We start from the raw sequence: 16566 nt of genomic DNA, 5'->3' as shown, positions 1-16566 counted from the left end.
ATGGTAAACGAGATTGTGATTAGTGCGATAGCCGTAGTGCTACTCTTCCTGATCTCGGGGCTCAAGATAGTCAAGGAGTACGAGAGGGGTGTCATCTTCAGGCTCGGAAGGCTCGTGGGTGCGAGGGGTCCGGGCCTATTCTTCGTCATCCCGCTGCTTGAGAGCATGCAGGTGGTCGACCTGAGAACGGTAACCTACGACGTACCCTCTCAAGAGGTCGTTACGAGGGATAATGTGACAGTTAGGGTGAACGCGGTCGTCTACTACAGGGTTATGGATCCGGAGAAGGCAGTTACCGAGGTGTTCGACTACAGGTTCGCCACTGCTCAGATAGCCCAGACCACCCTGAGAAGCGTGATCGGTCAGGCGGATCTGGACGAACTGCTTTCGGAGAGGGAGAAGCTGAACGTCAAGCTCCAGCAGATAATAGACGAGGCCACGAACCCGTGGGGAATAAAGGTCTCTGCGGTCGAGATAAAGGACGTTGAGCTTCCCAAGGAGATGCAGAGGGCAATGGCCATGCAGGCGGAGGCAGAGAGGGAGAGGAGGGCCAAGATAATCAGGGCGGACGGAGAGTTCCAGGCGGCCATGAAGCTCAAAGAAGCGGCAGAAATCTTAGCTCAGAGCAGAAACGCCCTGATGCTCAGGATACTGCAGACGATGAACGAGATAAGCAACGCTCAGAACACAACAATAGTGTTCCCGATACCCATCGAGATCCTCGAGTACTTCGCGAGGGAGAAGGAGGAGAAGAAGGAATAACCTTCTCCTCTTTTATTTTTCCAGAACGTGTTTTTCCGGGATGTAGCAGTGCATAACTCCCTCGAGAACCGTTCTGTCGGTCTTGGCGACCACATTCACCCTGACCTTCCTGCCCTCCCTCTCCTCAACCCTCGCCTCGGCCGTTATAACCTCTCCAGCCCTCACCGGGGCCGTGAACCTCACCTCTGCCCTGTACAGCACCACGTTAGGGTGGTTGACGGCAACCATTGCCGCGAGGTCTGCGGCGCCGAACGTGAATCCTCCGTGGACGAGACCGAGCTCGTCAACAGCCATCTGCTTTGTGGTCTTCAGCACAATCCTCGCGTAACCCTCTTCAGCCTCCACGACCTCCCCAACCAAATTTCTGTCTGCAAGCCTGTGGGTTCTGACCTCCATGTCCTTATGCTTCTTCGCCTGACTTCACCTTTTCTGTTTTGTTCAGGTTGTCGGTGAAGACGAGGAACGCTGGCACAACTGTGAGCGCGGCGAGGAGGCTGAGGAGTATGGCCATCAGGCTGACAACTCCGAAGTCAGACATTATCGGGAAGGGTGATGCGAGCATCGCCGCAAACCCACCTGCCATGGTCAGGCCGGATGTGAGGATCGGCTTTCCGATGTTCGTTATGGTTATCTCCACCGCCCTCTCTGGAGACAAACCCCTCCTGCGCTCCTCGAAGTACCTCTCCATGACGTGGATGGAGAAGTCGATTCCCAGCCCTATGGTCAGCGAGTTCAGGCTTGCTGTGACGAGGGTTCTCGAGTAGCCGAGGACGTACATCAGCCCGCCGTTCACTAGTATAACGACCGTTATCGGGATTATAGGCACTATCGCCTTCCTCGGGCTCCTGTAGACGAAGAGCAGGAGCATGAACACGAGAGCGAAGCTTGCGAGGGTCATCTTGTTCTGCCCGTTCACGATGATGTCGGCGACGAACATCTTGAGCACAACGTCTCCCGTGAGGAAGAACGGGCTGTCGCTGCCGTAGAACTTTATCTCCCTCGTGACCCTCTCGTACAGGTCTCTGAACTCCAGCCAGTCCATTGGTGCTACGGTAAAGTAGATTGCGTAGCTTGACCCGGAGAGGTAGGATGAGACCCTGTCGTCTCCGATCCTCGCAAGCTCCTTCTCCAGCTCGTAGCTCGTTTCAGGGATAGAGCCGAACTGCATCTTCAGAATCTTGCCGAGGGAGGAGTAGTCTATGATGTTCTGCTCCGAGTTGAGCACGTAGCTTGCGAGTTCCTCGAACTCCTTTATGGTGTCTGGGTCGAAGGAGTCTATCTGGAACACCGCGATTATCCTGTCCTGACTGCCGACAAGGCTCTGGAGCTCGTTGAACTTTCTCATCGCCGGCAGATCCTGAGGGACGTACTTCATGAAGTCCGTCTGGAGTGGAACCTTTGAGTAGCCGAAGTAGCTTGCGGACGTTATGATGAGGGTCGCGAGGAGGACGATTTTGTAGTGTCTGGCGGAGAGGAGCGAGGCGGTGTCGAGCAGTCTCTCCGTAAGCGGAACACCTTCCTCCTCTCTTCTCTTCCTCTCGCTCCTGTCGGTTGTGAGCATTATTGCCGGCAGGAGTGTGATGCTGAGGAGGTAGGCTATGACAAGGCCGATTGCTGAGACAATGCCGAACCACCCGAGCGCCGGAACGCCGGAGAACACCATCGAGAGGAAGCCTATGACCGTCGTGATCATCGCAAGTGAAAGGGCGAGACCCACGCTCTTTATTGAGATCACGGAAGCCTCCACGACGCTCAAACCCTTCCTCCTCTCCTCCTCGTACCTGCCCATGAACTGGGCAGCATACTCTATGCTCAGCCCTATGAGTATGGGAGCTATTGCGTTCGTCACCTCCGTCAGCGGGATGCCGAGGAGGGGCATGAGGCCGAACGCGAGTGTTGCGGTGAGAATGGAGACGAGGAGGGGGAGCAGCAGGTACTTCTTGTGCTCCACAACCCCCCTGAAAACGACGACGAGGGTAATGACCATCAGCAGCACGGCAACTCCGCCCATCACCCTCATGCTCTGCCCGATGCTCTCCTCGATCTGGTACCTTATCATCGGGTTCCCTGTGGCCTCTACCGTCACTCCGGGAGGCGGGTTGAGCTCAGCAATTCTCTCCTCGACCTCCTTGGCGATCCTGTTGTACTGGCTCTCGTCAGCCGTTACCTCGAACTCCATCAGCATGAGGGACTTCTTCGGGATGTAGAACGCCCCGTACTCGTAGGCAATCTCTTTGAGCTTGTTCTCGTCCGCAGGGAGGTATCCGAGCACGTTCACGACCGTGTGGGCTGGGGACTTCACCCTCCCTATCCCGTCCACCTTTGAGATCTCCCTGCCGAGCTTGAGGGCGAAGTCGAAGGTTTCGTAGTTTACGACGTCATCTCCCTTGATGAAGACGAAGATCGACGCGACCCCTCCTCCGAACTTCTTGGAAAAGAGCGTGTACTGCTGGTACTCTTTGTAGTCCTTGCTGAAGTACGTCTCGTACCCCTGATTCATCTGGATGTTCTGGGTGTTGTAGCTGGCCAGCAGGAAGGCCAAGACGACGATCACTATGATCGCGTACCTTCCCTTTACCACAAGGGAGGAGAGGAGGTCGAGTGCCTTCATCTTCTCATCCAGTAGGCTGCGAGGAGTATCGAAACTGCAGCCAGAACCACTCCTGCGGAGGGTATCACTTTCCTGCTCTCGGTGACGTCAATCGGGAGCTTTACGGGGTCGCTGATCACCCACTCGCCGTTGAAGTCCCTGTACTTCACCTCGAGGTTGAGGGCGTAGCTCTTCGGAGTCGCGTCCTTGTCGGCCTTTATCTTGAACGAAACATCCTTCTCCTCTCCCGGTCCGAGCTCTCCGATGTAGGACGAGTCGTCAGTCGTTGAGAACGGATCGACGACCGTTATCCTCGCCGTCGCGTCCCTGATCGCAACGTCCCCCAGATTCTTGATTTTGACCGTAACTATTCTCTCCTCTCCTGCCGGAATCTCACCCTTGCCGATTATCTCGAACCTCGTCTTCTTGCCGACCTTCACGCCAACGTCGAAGCTCTCCTCTACCTCCTTCCCGTTGATGTCGTAGTAAATTGTCAGCTTCGCCGGGTAAACGGTGTCCTCAGCATCTCCGCTCGCCTTCACCTTGAACTTCAGGACGGCCTTGTCAACATCGCCTGCAAAGTACTCCTCAGCGAGGGCTGTGAGGGGTGGCTTCACCTCGAGCTTTGCCCTCAGGGAGTGGAGAACCTGATCCGCTTTTATGGTCACCTCCACGTCTCCCTTGCTTCCCGCGTGCACGCTCGAGTTCACCCTCTCAACCAGAATCTCCGGCCTGTCCTTTACAGGCACTCCGAAGGCCCTCGAGGGTGTTTGCTTCACCTCGCCGTTGAGGGAGTAGATTCCCTGAATCTGGAACGGGTAGTAGCCGCCCTCATCGGCGCTCACGTCAACTGTGAAGCTCACATTAACGCTCTGCCCCGGCTCGAGCTCTCCTATGTACACAGAGCCCTGTGAGAGGATGGCCTGAAGCTGCGGCGGCAGGTTGAGCTTCAGACTGTCGAGACCCAGCATGGAGAGCTGCGGATTCTGGGAGGCGAGGTTCTGCAGGGCCTTTGTGTACTCCTCGACGTCAACCTGCTGCACGCCTTCCACGCTGAAGCCTGACGGGGCTGTGAGGATCAGGAACAGGTTCTCCGCCACGCTCTGCCCATCGTTTTTGACCGTGAGTGTGATTCTCCCCTTGCCTCCGGCTATGAGGTCGGAGCTAACGTCAGTAACGTTGAGGAGAACGTCTGGCCTTTCAACCACGACCTTCAGGTCTATCCTCTGCTCCTCCTCGGTGTAGGTGAACTTCAGGTACTCCATGTAGTACTGGGTCATGTTCTCGAGAACCTTCTCCTTGGAAACCGGGAAAGTTGGGCTGATGGAGAGGTTGTAGTAGTAGATCTCCTGAGCCGGGAATGGGGTTATGGACGTCTTGGACTCGATGCTGACGTCATCCACCGCCTCGTAGCTTATGTTGAGGGTGAGCACGTACTCACCCGGCTTTACGTTCCTCGCATCCAGAACAACTGGTATCTGGAGCGGCTGGAAGGCTGGAACTGCGGGGAAGAACATCTCGGGGGTCTTCACCTTCAGTCCATTGCTCTCAAACCTGACCGAGACGTTATATGCAGTTGTCAGCATCTCGGGGTTCTTGGAGATCAGGTTGTACTCCTCCATGCTGTCGTAGCTCTGCTTCCAGAGCCTTGCGCTGTTCTGCAGCACTACCATAACCGTGCTCTCCTTTCCCGCGTCAATGTGGTTGCTCTGGGCTATGTATGCTGTAAAGTAAGGCTTGTCCTTGTAGCTCAGAGCAGAAGAGGTTCCGATGAGCAGACACATCGCGATAATCAGCATGAGCACCCTTCTCATATCGACCACCTGTCGTAGCGGTAGCTACAAAAGTTATATAAATATTGCGGGATCAACATTTTCTGTCATGGACAGGATAGTGGAGGTTCTCAGGGACTTCAGGTTCTCCGACTACGAGATCAGGGTACTCCTCGCCCTTGTGATGGAGGGGGAGATGACCGCCTCAGAGCTTGCCGAGAAGAGCGGGGTGCCGAGGACGTCCGTTTACGAGGTGGTCAGGAGCCTTGAGAGCAAGGGCTTTGTGGAGTCCTTCGGCAAGCCCCTGAAGTTCAGGGCCCTGTCTGCAGACAGGCTTGTCGAGCTCTTCTCCCTCAGAATCAAGGAGAAGATCGAGGTGCTGAGCTCGGGGCTGAAGGAGCTGGAAAAGCACAGCAGGAAAGAGGTAGTGGAGTTCTATAGAGGTGATATCGCGTATCAGGTTGTTGACGAGTTTGTCAGGCATTCTGATGGCGTTGAGGTTTACGCGATCTCGCTAAACGGTGAGATGAAGAGGATCTTCGAGAAGTACGAAGACAAGGTGAGGGTTTTTCTGTCCGGAAAGAGCGAGGTTGTGCACGGAATTGCCTTCTCCGGAGAGAAGGTGCTGATATTCACTGTGAGGAACGATGAGCCCCACATAATGGTCGGGTCGGGAGAGTTCGTTGAGTTTTACAGGGATATGGTTGAGGCCTTCAAAAAGAAAAGAGACGGAGGTGTGGAGGTTTAACCGGCCTCGAGAAGCTCGATTCCGTCGTCAGTTAGCTTGAGCTTTCCATCTTCCTCAACCACAAAGCCCTCCCTTATCAGCCAGTCGAGGTTGAACTTCAGCTGGAAGTCCGTCAGGTTGAGCTCGTTCTTTAGCTCCTCCCTGCTTTTACCGTGAATTCCAATTGCCGCGACTATCTGCCTCCTGATCGGGCTCATGGAAGCCTTGAAAAGCTTCTCGTGGTGCTCCCTATTTCTCTCCTTCTTCTCTGCCATCTCTAACCACCTCTTCTGTAGTTGAAAGTGTATTCCTTCATAATAATTTTTTCGAATTTTTCGGTTCACTTGCAAAACTGTTCACCTATCACCCTGTCCAGTATCCTCAGGAACTCCTCCTCGCTCCCCTTTGGTATCGTCGCTCCGGCAGCTATGCTGTGCCCACCCCCTTTTCCACCAACCTTCTCGGCGGCGATCTTTATTGCCTGTGCCAGATGCACGCCCCTTTCCACGAGAAGCTTCGTTGCTCTCGCAGACACCTTCACCCCGTCCTCGTTTTCCGCGAAGGCTATGATGGGCTTGTTCCTGTTCGCGAAGGAGTAGCTCATTCCCGCGACTATTCCCACTATCGTGTCCAGTATCTTCCTGCCCGCGTGGAAGTACTGGATGTTTTGCATCTCTTCTATTCCAATCTCGTCAACGAGCCTCAGCCCATCGCTCAGGTTTCTCCTGTGGTTCTGCAGCAGCGACCTTGCCCTTGAAAATGCCTTCCCCCTGTCACCGAGGCAAACGAGAAGCCCGACCTCCTCCTCTCCATACCTCGCAGTTGCGTTAAGCAGCGTGGAGAACTCCATCGCGTCCCTAAGCTCGCTCCCTTCCTCCTCTTCCAGCAGGATGTATGTGTCCCCGACCATCCTCATTATCTGGCTGAACGGGGTGTTGCTGCTCATCAGAAGCCTCACTATCTCGGACACAGCCTTCCTCTTCTCCTCCTCGCTGAGGTCTATCCACCTGAGCCACCTCTCCCCGTCCTTCACCCTCACACCTATGGAGTCAAGGAACCTGATCGCTCCTCTCTCACTTCCGCTTATCCCGGGCATGTAGGGGTCGAACGTGTACTCCAGCATCTTGTAAACGGGCCTCGTCTGCTTCCCGAAGAACTTCAGGTCCCTGACAACTTTAACGTACCCGTTCCTCACGGCCTCGTCCACAATGCTGCTGTTCAGCCCGATGAGTCTTCCGTAGTTGCTGTCCTGCAGATCTCCAACCGCTCCGACTATGGCTATGGCTGAGAGGTCGTAGTTCAGGCCAAGAGCCCTTGCGAGGAGGTATGTGGTTGTCGCTCCGCTCAGCTCGTAGCTGCCATCGTATCCGAAAATGTGGGGGTTCAGCTGATTCTCCGTGACCTTCTCAGGAACGTGATGATCTGTTACGATAAAATTGAGTCCGGATTTCTCTATGGAGCTGATCTGCCCTGAGCCAAGATCCGTGAACCAGACGAACGTGCTCTCGTTGGCTATTCTCTCAATCTCCTCATCATCGAGCGACTTCACGAACCTTATCCTTACCTCCTTTCCCGCCCTTTCTAAGCACCTGTAGGCTATCGCCCCGGAGGTTATGCCGTCTGCATCAATGTGGGTGACAACCGTAACCTCTTCTGCCTTTCTTACAACATCTGAGAGCTCAGAAGCCCGCTTTAGAATTTCTTTCACAGAAAAATGGTGGGGAAAAAAGAGTTAAATTTTTTGCTCAGAAGCCCATGCCGCCCATTCCGCCCATGTCGCCGCCTTCGTCGCCCTCGTCCTCCTTGCCCTTGCTGAGCTCCTTGGCGGCTATGACGTCGTCGATCCTGAGTAGCATGACCGCAACCTCAGTCGCGCTCTCGATGGCCTGCGTCTTGATCCTGAGCGGCTCGAGGACGCCAGCCTCCTTCATGTCCACGACCTTGCCGGTCTCGACATCAACGCCAGCGTACTTGTTACCCTTCTCGTGCTCGGCCTTGAGGTCCACCAGCACGTCAATCGGGTCAAGTCCAGCGTTCTCGGCAAGGGTCTTGGGTATTATCTCGAGCGCGGCAGCGAAAGCCTCTGCAGCGAGCTGCTCCCTACCACCAAGGCTCGGTGCCCACTCCTTGAGTCTCAGGGAGAGCTCGATCTCTGGCGCACCAGCTCCGGCAACGACCTTACCATCCTCGAGAGCGACCGCGACAACCTTCAGCGCGTCCTCGATTCCCCTCGCGATCTCATCGACTATGTGCTCCGTTCCACCCCTCACGAGGATCGTTACGGCCTTCGGGTTCTTGCAGCCTGTGACGAAGACCATCTTCTCGTCGCCGATCTTCTTCTCCTCGACGAGCTCAGCCTCTCCAAGATCCTCGCTGCTTATGTCCCTCAGGTCCGTCAGAATCTTAGCTCCGCAGGCCTTGGCGATCTTCTCGATGTCGCTCTTCTTGACCCTTCTGACTGCGAGTATTCCAGCCTTCGCGAGGTAGTACTGGGCCAGGTCATCGATACCCTTCTGGCAGAAGACAACATTAGCTCCAGCCTCTGCAATCTTGTCCACCATGTCCTTGATCATCTTCTCCTCCTGCTCGATGAACTTCTGGAGCATCTCAGGATCGGTTATGTTGATCTTCGCGTCGGTTTCAGTCTCCTTGACCTCAAGAGCGCCGTTGAACACCAAAATCTTCGCGTTCTTCACCTTCTTGGGCATCCCCGGATGGACGACCTCCTTGTCGAGGACGATTCCCTCGATGAGCTCAGTCTCCTCAACGCTCGCACCCGTCCTCTTCTCGATCTTGATGTTGTCTGTATCAACCTCAATCTTTCCGTTGCTCTCCTCAGCAACGGCCTTCACCGCCTTCACAACAATCTCCGAGAGCTTGTCAATCGCAACCTCGGCACCCTTTCCGGTCATTGCGGTTGAGGCTATCTTCTTGAGTGTCTCCTCGTCCTCCTTGCTCACGTCAATGGCAATCTCTCTGAGAATCTCCATCGCCTTCTCGGCCGCAAGCCTGTAACCGTTCGCGATGACGGTCGGGTGGATCTCGTTGTCAAGCAGCTCTTCAGCTCTCTTGAGCAGCTCTCCGGCGATTACAACAGCCGTGGTGGTTCCATCGCCTACCTCATTCTCCTGAGTCTTGGCGATCTCGACAACCATCTTGGCAGCCGGGTGCTCGACGTCAATCTCCTTGAGAATCGTAACGCCGTCGTTCGTTATCACAACATCGCCAAGGCTGTCAACCAGCATCTTGTCCATTCCCTTCGGGCCGAGTGTGCTCCTCACGGCCTCGGCAATAACCCTCGCGGCAAGGATGTTCATCCTCTGCGCATCTCTGCCAACAGTCCTCTGGGTTCCCTCCTTCAAAATCAGCACAGGCTGACCCTGCAGTGTTGCCATTTCACATCACCTCAAAGTTTGGTGGGTGGGTATTTCTATATAAGAATTTCGGTAGTGACTCGTGTGCTCCTTGAAAGGAGTTGGAGGGTTTACGAAAACGTTATTATGCATGATTAATGAAAACAGAAGTATGCAGGAGGTTGTTGAGAAACTCAGGGCCGTTCTGGCCGAAAAAGCCGGAGAGATTGACAGGAACAATGATATGGGTGACGTGCTCGACTTAATCAAAAGCTCTGGAATCCTCGGTCTGATGGTACCGGAAGAGTTTGGCGGAATGGGTAAGGGTTACTACGAGGCCTGCGTGGTTGGGGAGGAGCTCGGTAAGGTTTCGGGAGGTGTGGCTCACAGCGTTGTTGTTCACAACATGGCCGTTGATGCCTTAAGACTCTTCGGCAGCGAGGAGCAGAAGAGTGAGTTCTTCCCGAAGCTTGTCAGGGGTATAGGGACGATTGCCATAACAGAGGGGAAGGGCGGCAGTGATGTGGCGAATGCGGTGAGCATGAAGGCCGAGAAGCAGGGAGACAGCTACATACTCAACGGGAGCAAGACGCTTATAACCAACGGCATGTATGCGGATGTTTTCGTGGTCGTTGCGAGGACGGGGGAGGGTGCCAAGGGACTCACGGCGTTTGTTGTTGAGAGGGGTGACGGGATAACGGCGACGAAGATAGACCTTGCCGGCATGAGAGGCAGCGGGCTTGCGAGCGTCAGGTTCGAGAATGTAGAGGTGCCTGAGAGCAATGTGCTCGTTGGAGAGGGCAAAGGGATGAGGGTCGCTCTCGGAACGCTCGCGCCCAACAGGATACCTTTCTCTGCCATGGGGCTGGGTATAGCGGAGAGGTGCTTGAACCTCGCTGTGGAGAGGGCCAAGAAGAGGAAGGCCTTCGGAGGAACGCTCGCAGACCTTCAGGCGGTTCAGTTCATGCTCGCAGATGTTGCGGTTGAGATTGAGGCTCTGAGGAGGGTCATCTACTCGATGGCTGAGAAAATGGAGGACCCGGGCTACGAGGGCGCGGTGGCGAAGATTCTTGCAGCAAGAGTTGCTAAGAAGGCTGCAGATGTCGCGGTTGAGATACACGGAGGCTTCGGCTTGCTTTCGAGCAGCGAGGTTGAGATGGCCTACAGGGATGCGAAGGTTCTGGACATAGCTGAAGGTGCTACAGAAGTGATGAAGCTGCTCGTGGCGAGGAAGATCTTCTCTTAATTTTTTCCTGCAATTTCGCATTTTTGCTTAACCTATTTATATCCCGTCGCCCCCTCACGGGGACTGATGAGGGTCGGGTGGAGCTCCAGCCACGGCGAGTTCCTCATTGACGATTACTACTACTTCAGCAAGCTCAAGAAAATTGCAGAGGATGAGGGGATTGTTGCCGAGTGTGTGGACTCCTTCTACAGGCTCGAGAACTACGACGTCATCGTCTTCAACTATCCAGAGGTGCAGTTCAAGCTCAGGGAGCTCAGCAGGATGAGAGGGTGGCTGAGGAGGAGGAAGACGGTAGTCTTCGCCTCCTACTACAACAACCTCGACAGGGTGTCGGAGGTCATAAACCGCGCCCTCAAAAGGCTGAACTCCGAAATCAGGCTGGAGATGGACATGGTTGTTGATGAGGAGAACAACCTGGGTGACCCGAGGTTCCCTGTTGCCGAGTGGAACGGCAGGAAGGTTGTCATGCCGTGCAGCTCCTCTGTCAGCGGTGGAGTACCTGTTGTGAAGAGTGAAAAGGCGGTTTTTGCCTCGTATCAGGAGCTGTGGAGCGGGAAGGTCATAGTGCTCGGAACCTGCGTTTTCTGGGACAACTACTCCATCGACCTGCTCTCAAACCGTGAGCTTGCCCTTGCAATCCTCGCGGATGACCTCTGAAGCATAAGAGAGAAAGTTTATTTTGTTTAATAATTTCAGTTCTTGAGTGGTGATTGCATGAGGGTAGTCATAGTGGGTGGTGGAGCAGGAGGAATGACCGCTGCTTCGAGAATAAGGGCTCTGAAGCCCGACTGGGACGTCAAGGTTTTTGAGGCCTCATCTTTTGTGAGCCACGCTCCATGCGGCATTCCCTACGCCATAGAGTTTGACTTTCCGAGCGACGAGCTGATGTACTACAAGCCCGAGGTCTTCGTGAAGGAGAGGGGCATAGACCTGCACATGAACGCAAGGGTGATCGAGGCGAAGGATGGTTACGTTGTGGTCGAGGAGAATGGGGAGGTGAAGGAGTACGAGTGGGATAAGCTCCTGATAGCGACAGGCGCATCTCCGAAGGTACCGCCTGTCGAGGGAGTGGATCTCGAGAACGTCTTCACGGTCGATCTTCCGCCAGATGCAGACAGGATCAGGGAGGCTGCGAAGGATGCGGAGAATGTTGTTATAGTTGGGGCAGGCTACGTTGGCGTTGAGATGGCCGAGGCGTTCAGCGCGAGGGGCAAGAAGGTGACCGTGATTGAAATGGCCGACCAGCCGCTGCCGAACTTTGACTCGGAAATCGCGGAGATAGTCAGGAAAGAGATGGAGCAGAAGGTGGATCTCAGGCTTGGTGAGAAGATCGTGGCCATAGAGGGTAAGGACAGGGTTGAGAGGGTTGTGACTGACAGGGGTGAGTACAGGGCCGATCTCGTGCTCATGGCAGTTGGCGTGAAGCCCAACACTGAGCTTGCTGAGCAGCTCGGCGTGGAGCTCGGGGAGAGCGGGGCGATTAAGGTCAACGGGCGCATGGAAACGAGCGTTGAGAACGTCTACGCTGCAGGAGATGTGGCGGAGGCCAAGCACTTAGTGACTGGGAAGAACGTGTGGATCCCCCTCGCCCCATCGGGGAACAAGATGGGGTACGTGGCTGGAGTGAACATGGCCGGAGGAAACATCGAGTTCCCGGGAATTGTTGGAACCCAGATAACCAAATTCCACGAGCTGCAGATCGGAAGGACGGGGCTGACCGAGAGGGAGGCCAAGCAGGAGGGCTTTGAGGTCAAGAGCGCGTTCATCACTGCAAACACCAAGGTTCACTACTACCCGGGGGCGAAGAAGACGTACCTCAAGGTCGTAAAGGATGTGAAGACCAACAGAATCCTCGGAGCTCAGGTGGCTGGGTACGAGATGGTAGCGATGAGGACGAACGTTTTTGCGGTCGCCATTCAGGCCCAGTTCACGACAAGGGACCTGTTCTTCTTAGATCTCGTCTACGCACCGCCATTCACGCCGATCTGGGATCCGGTGATAGTCTCTGCGAGGGTGCTCAAGTTCTGACAAAAGCTTTTTCAGCTATCTTTTTTTGTGATGCCTGATGGCCGAGTCGCTTGAGGACATTGTCAGGGACATACTCTCCTGCAGGAACTGCAGCCTTTACCTCACGAAGAAGAACTACGTGCCCGGAGAGGGAAGTGAGAGAGCGCAGATAATGTTCGTTGGGGAGGCTCCGGGCAGGGAGGAGGACGAGCAGGGGAGACCGTTCGTGGGTAATGCGGGAAAGCTCCTCACGACGCTTATAGAGAACGAGCTGGGCCTGAGCAGGAAGGATGTTTACATAACCAACATTCTGAAGTGCAGGCCGCCCAACAACAGAGACCCGACTGAGGAGGAGATAGACGCGTGCTTTCCCTATCTGGCCCGTCAGATTGAGGTCATAAGGCCGGACGTGATCGTATGCCTTGGAAGGCACGCTGCAAAGACCATATTTGAGTACTTCGAGATCCCGTTCACGACAATCTCGAGGGAGCGGGGGGTGCTGAAGGAGAAGATAGTGGATGGGAGAAGAGTCCTGTTCATGGCCACCTACCATCCGGCCGCGGCCCTTTACAGGCCACCGCTCAGGCAGGTGATAGAGGAGGACTTCAGGAAGCTGAGGGGGTTGATAAAAAGAAAAAACACAACCTTGTTTGACTTCTTCAGTTGATTGTGCAGAAGGCCTCTCCGAGCGGCGTCAGGGTGATTCTGACGTTCTTTCCGTCTCTCCTCATCTCTATGAGCCCGTCCTTCTCAAGGCCTTTAAGGTGGTAGCTCATCTTGGCCCTCTGGGCCATGTACGCCTTCTGCTTTTCGAGCTTGCCCTCTATGAGCTTTATCAGGCTGTTGATCGAGTCTACCTCCTTTCCGTTGTTGTAGATCGCCTTCAGTATCCTCAGCTTGTCCTCGCCTATCTTCTTGAGCGGAGGCACAGGAATCTCGACGATCTTGTCCACGCCTACCTCCTTTCCGCCCTCGTACTTTGGCAGGGCCACGTACATCTTCCCGTCCACGAGCTGGGCGGTGATGTAGCACGAGATCATCAGGGTTCTCGGGGCGTCGGTGGCGTTTATGTATATCTGGTTCCCCTCGTCCTTCTCCTTTTTGAGGGCGCTGAGAATCTTTATGGCCGATCCGTAAACGTCCGACTCGTCCACGTAAATCTTCTCAATCTCTACAAGCACGCTGAGGGCCTTTTCGAGCTCTTCAGCAACGCTCTCGTACTCCTTTGACTTCGGCATCGCAAGGTACGCTTTCTGAATCGGGTAACCGCTCATCTTCAGGCTCTCCATTATCCTGTCCTTGTTCATTCCAACTGCTATGACGTGCACGACCTTCATGTCTTTCATTTTGTGCAAAACTTAATAAATTTTTCTATAGGATGATGAGCATTGGTCAGTGAGAACACTTGACATGATAGTACACAAAAACTCAATTGGTCAACTTTTCGTGAGTAGCTCCCACAGAATTGAATGAGTGAACTGATTCGGAATACTTACAATTATCTTGATTCTGACACGAGTTCAGTTTTGATAACAGCGTTTAAATTTGCAGGTGTATATTACGCACAATAAATCATTAAATTTACTTAATAATAAACTTCGCTTCTGATATTCTCTCCGACCTGCACTCCGGACACTTCGACGGGTTCAGGCTCCTGAACGTGAACCCGCATGAGAGGCATGTGGCCGGCATGACGTAGACCCTCATCCCCTTCCTCTTGGCGATCCTGCCCAATGACTCAATTATTCTGAAGACCTCCTTTCTCATTGATGGGTCGAGGCCGAGCTCCCTGATTATCTCGGAAACGCTCATCTCCCTCTCCATCAGCAGGTCGAATATCTTCTCCCTCAGGTTCTTCTGGTTCATCATGTCACTCTCTCTATCTCCTCAAGGGATTTGACATTTCCGGCACTTCATAATAATAATGAAAATGGTTAAATACGCCTGCGGGAACATGGTAATGATGAACAACCTCAAGGAGTTCGCGGAGAGGCTTCTGGACTCGCCCGTTCCAGAGGGCTACGAGGAGGTTGATGCATATCCCGTTTACGGAGATCACGTTTTCTCTGCAATCAAGATTCTTGAGAAGGATCTCGATCAGCTCTACTACGTTATTGAGCCCCCCCTTGATGAGTTTGAGGAGGCGAGGCATGAAATTCTGAGGAGGCTTGAGTTCGTCCTCCCCTCCCTCCCCCACAGGAAGGACAAGGTGGAGACGCTGAAGGACGCTTATGAGCGAATTATCGAGTCCATGAAGCTCAGGATCGAGGACGACTACCACTATCATGCTCTCTTCTACTACGTTCTCAGGGACACGATCCTCTACGGCCCCATCACCCCCCTCATGAAGGACCGCCTGATAGAAGACATCTCCTGCAACGGCTACAACAAGCCCATCTACATCTTCCACCGCAACTACCAGAACCTGAGAACGAACATCACCTTCAGTGAGGATGAGCTGGACAACTTCGTCATCAAGCTCGCCCAGATGTCTGGAAAGCACATAAGCATAGCCGAGCCCATGCTCGACGCAGCACTTCCAGACGGCTCCAGAATCCAGATGACCTTGGCAAGAGAAGTAACAGACCACGGATCCACCTTCACCATAAGAAAGTTCAGAGATGAACCTGTAACACCAATAGACCTTATCGCCTGGGGAACGTTCAGCGTCGAGCAGATGGCCTACCTCTGGCTCTGCATAGAGAACAAAAAGTCTCTGATCTTCGCCGGAGGAACTGCGAGCGGAAAAACCACCTCCATGAACGCCGTCTCCCTCTTCATCCCCAAGAACTCCAAGATAGTCACCATAGAGGACACGAGGGAGGTCATGCTCCCCCACGAGAACTGGATTCCCGCAGTGACGAGAGAGGGCGGGAAGACCATAGACATGTACGACCTGCTCAGAGCGGCTTTGAGACAGAGGCCCGAGTACATAATAGTCGGTGAGGTCAGAGGTAAGGAAGCACTGACACTCTTCCAGGCAATGAGCACGGGCCACACCACCTACTCAACTCTCCACGCCGACAGCGTTAATGGAGTCATCCACAGGCTGGAAAACCCACCCATAAACGTCCCCAGAGCAATGATAGAAGCCTTAGACATAGTCAGCATCCAGGCCCAGGTCTTCCTGGGCAGGAAGAGGGTGAGGAGGAACATGGAGATCGCAGAGATAATAGGCGTCGACCCCCACACCAAGATCATGAGAACAACAACCGTCTTCGCCTGGGACTCGACCAAGGACGAACACGTGATGGTCGGCAGCTCAAAGGCCCTCGAGGAGATAAGAACCCTGAGAAGCTGGACGAGAAAGGAGCTCGAACAGGAGCTCAAAACCCGCGAAAAAGTCCTCCAGTACATGCTCGACAACAACATCCGCGAGTTCAGAGAGGTAGCGAGAATAATCCAGACCTACCAGATTGATCCCGAGAAGGTGATCAGGCTTGTTGGGGGCTCTGAAGGAGGAGCTTGACACACTCGCCAGAAAGAGCCCCGAGACGCTGAGGTTCTGCGGGAAGGTTCTGAGATCTGAGAGGTATGGTGGTAGCGCTATTCTCATGGTTGTGGACGCGGCGATCACGTCTGTGGGCGTGAACTACTTCTCCGTCGTTGTTCCGAGGGTTCTCCAGTTCAAGGAAAAGTTTGTCGACTCAGGAGAGATTTCCACCCTCGAAGATCTGGTGAGGGCAGATGAAAGCAGACTTTACAGCATCTGGAGGAACAGGAGGAGCTGGAGCGTTGCTAAAGGTGTGGCTGAAGAGCTGCTTGAGCATGGAGATGGTGTTGAGGCGCTGAGAAGGTGGGCGTCGAAGGCTGAGCTTGAGAGCTGGAGGGAGTGGCTCAAGGTTAGCGGTGCCGGAATTAACACATTTCAGTACCTCAGGATGATGGGTGGCGTTGACACGGTGATGCCGGACAGAATCGTCAGGAGGTTCGTTGAAAGGCATGTCAGCGCGCCTAAGAACCAGGTGGAGTTCGTGAGGTTTGCCGAGGACATTGCTCATGACCACGGCTACATGGCGGTGGAGCTCTGCTGGCTCTCGTGGCTCTCAAGCTACGACGACGAGAGGATACGGAAGTACTCGGCTCTTCTTGAGAAAATTTAAAATATT

The 16566-nt window shown here is 54.2% G+C and carries 16 protein-coding genes; 8 read left to right on the top strand and 8 right to left on the bottom strand.

Annotated elements, in window-relative coordinates; translation table 11 throughout:
- The gene (locus GAH_RS00945) at positions 1 to 762 is read left to right on the top strand and encodes a slipin family protein (RefSeq protein WP_048094274.1); all 762 of its coding nucleotides are present in this window, start codon (positions 1 to 3) and stop codon (positions 760 to 762) included.
- Between the two features lie 12 nt (positions 763 to 774).
- Here the strand turns inward: GAH_RS00945 and GAH_RS00940 are convergent, their stop codons facing one another.
- From GAH_RS00940 to GAH_RS00930, 3 genes are read right to left on the bottom strand one after another with little or no spacing between them, the layout of a single operon-like run.
- The gene (locus GAH_RS00940) at positions 775 to 1158 is read right to left on the bottom strand and encodes a PaaI family thioesterase (RefSeq protein ID WP_048094273.1); all 384 of its coding nucleotides are present in this window, start codon (positions 1156 to 1158) and stop codon (positions 775 to 777) included.
- 4 nt (positions 1159 to 1162) lie between these two features.
- Entirely contained in the window at positions 1163 to 3373 is a 2211-nt protein-coding gene (locus GAH_RS00935; RefSeq protein ID WP_048094272.1) for an efflux RND transporter permease subunit, read from the bottom strand.
- Positions 3370 to 5175 (bottom strand): COG1361 S-layer family protein, encoded by a 1806-nt coding sequence (locus tag GAH_RS00930; protein WP_169745329.1) that lies wholly within the window; start codon positions 5173 to 5175, stop codon positions 3370 to 3372. Before GAH_RS00930 ends, GAH_RS00935 begins: the two co-directional genes overlap by 4 nt.
- A gap of 58 nt (positions 5176 to 5233) precedes the next feature.
- Between GAH_RS00930 and GAH_RS10250 the strand changes: the two genes are divergently transcribed.
- Positions 5234 to 5872 (top strand): TrmB family transcriptional regulator, encoded by a 639-nt coding sequence (locus tag GAH_RS10250; RefSeq protein WP_052747703.1) that lies wholly within the window; start codon positions 5234 to 5236, stop codon positions 5870 to 5872.
- Here the strand turns inward: GAH_RS10250 and GAH_RS00920 are convergent.
- The 3 genes from GAH_RS00920 to thsA form a co-directional block, all read right to left on the bottom strand.
- Entirely contained in the window at positions 5869 to 6126 is a 258-nt protein-coding gene (locus GAH_RS00920) for a helix-turn-helix domain-containing protein (RefSeq protein WP_048094270.1), read from the bottom strand. The genes GAH_RS10250 and GAH_RS00920 overlap by 4 nt on opposite strands.
- A gap of 65 nt (positions 6127 to 6191) precedes the next feature.
- Complete coding sequence (locus tag GAH_RS00915) at positions 6192 to 7559, bottom strand: single-stranded-DNA-specific exonuclease RecJ (RefSeq protein WP_048094269.1); 1368 nt, start codon at positions 7557 to 7559, stop codon at positions 6192 to 6194.
- 37 nt (positions 7560 to 7596) lie between these two features.
- The gene (gene thsA, locus GAH_RS00910) at positions 7597 to 9246 is read right to left on the bottom strand and encodes a thermosome subunit alpha (RefSeq protein ID WP_048094268.1); all 1650 of its coding nucleotides are present in this window, start codon (positions 9244 to 9246) and stop codon (positions 7597 to 7599) included.
- Positions 9247 to 9376: 130 nt separating this feature from the next.
- Between thsA and GAH_RS00905 the strand changes: the two genes are divergently transcribed.
- The 4 genes from GAH_RS00905 (at position 9377) to udg (ending at position 13124) form a co-directional block, all read left to right on the top strand.
- Positions 9377 to 10450 (top strand): acyl-CoA dehydrogenase family protein, encoded by a 1074-nt coding sequence (locus tag GAH_RS00905; protein ID WP_245604036.1) that lies wholly within the window; start codon positions 9377 to 9379, stop codon positions 10448 to 10450.
- Between the two features lie 66 nt (positions 10451 to 10516).
- Positions 10517 to 11107, top strand: coding sequence for a DUF4350 domain-containing protein (locus tag GAH_RS00900; protein ID WP_048094266.1), 591 nt, complete (start codon positions 10517 to 10519; stop codon positions 11105 to 11107).
- A 57-nt stretch (positions 11108 to 11164) separates the two neighbouring features.
- The gene (locus tag GAH_RS00895) at positions 11165 to 12478 is read left to right on the top strand and encodes an FAD-dependent oxidoreductase (protein ID WP_048094265.1); all 1314 of its coding nucleotides are present in this window, start codon (positions 11165 to 11167) and stop codon (positions 12476 to 12478) included.
- 37 nt (positions 12479 to 12515) lie between these two features.
- Positions 12516 to 13124, top strand: coding sequence for a type-4 uracil-DNA glycosylase (udg, locus tag GAH_RS00890; protein WP_048094264.1), 609 nt, complete (start codon positions 12516 to 12518; stop codon positions 13122 to 13124).
- On the opposite strand, the gene GAH_RS00885 is transcribed toward udg, so the two are convergent.
- Positions 13117 to 13794 carry an HFX_2341 family transcriptional regulator domain-containing protein gene (locus GAH_RS00885; RefSeq protein WP_048094263.1) on the bottom strand — a complete coding sequence of 226 codons (678 nt, stop codon included), beginning with the start codon at positions 13792 to 13794 and terminating at the stop codon, positions 13117 to 13119. The two genes, udg and GAH_RS00885, sit on opposite strands and share 8 nt — an antisense overlap.
- Before the next feature lie 244 nt (positions 13795 to 14038).
- Positions 14039 to 14326, bottom strand: a complete 288-nt coding sequence (locus tag GAH_RS00880) for a transcriptional regulator (RefSeq protein WP_245604034.1) — start codon at positions 14324 to 14326, stop codon at positions 14039 to 14041.
- 55 nt (positions 14327 to 14381) lie between these two features.
- Here GAH_RS00880 and GAH_RS00875 point away from each other — a divergent pair, with 55 nt between their 5' ends.
- Together GAH_RS00875 and GAH_RS00870 are read left to right on the top strand one after the other, a co-directional pair.
- Positions 14382 to 15926, top strand: coding sequence for a type II/IV secretion system ATPase subunit (locus GAH_RS00875; RefSeq protein ID WP_048094262.1), 1545 nt, complete (start codon positions 14382 to 14384; stop codon positions 15924 to 15926).
- Positions 15901 to 16560, top strand: a complete 660-nt coding sequence (locus GAH_RS00870) for a hypothetical protein (RefSeq protein WP_048094261.1) — start codon at positions 15901 to 15903, stop codon at positions 16558 to 16560. The genes GAH_RS00875 and GAH_RS00870 overlap by 26 nt, the downstream gene beginning before the upstream one ends.
- Positions 16561 to 16566 lie beyond the last annotated feature (6 nt).

Origin of the sequence: Geoglobus ahangari, assembly GCF_001006045.1 — an archaeon.
Classification (GTDB): Archaea; Halobacteriota; Archaeoglobi; order Archaeoglobales; family Archaeoglobaceae; genus Geoglobus; species Geoglobus ahangari.
The sequence above is the reverse complement of the archived record's forward strand: the minus strand, read 5'-3'. Positions and strand labels throughout refer to the sequence as shown.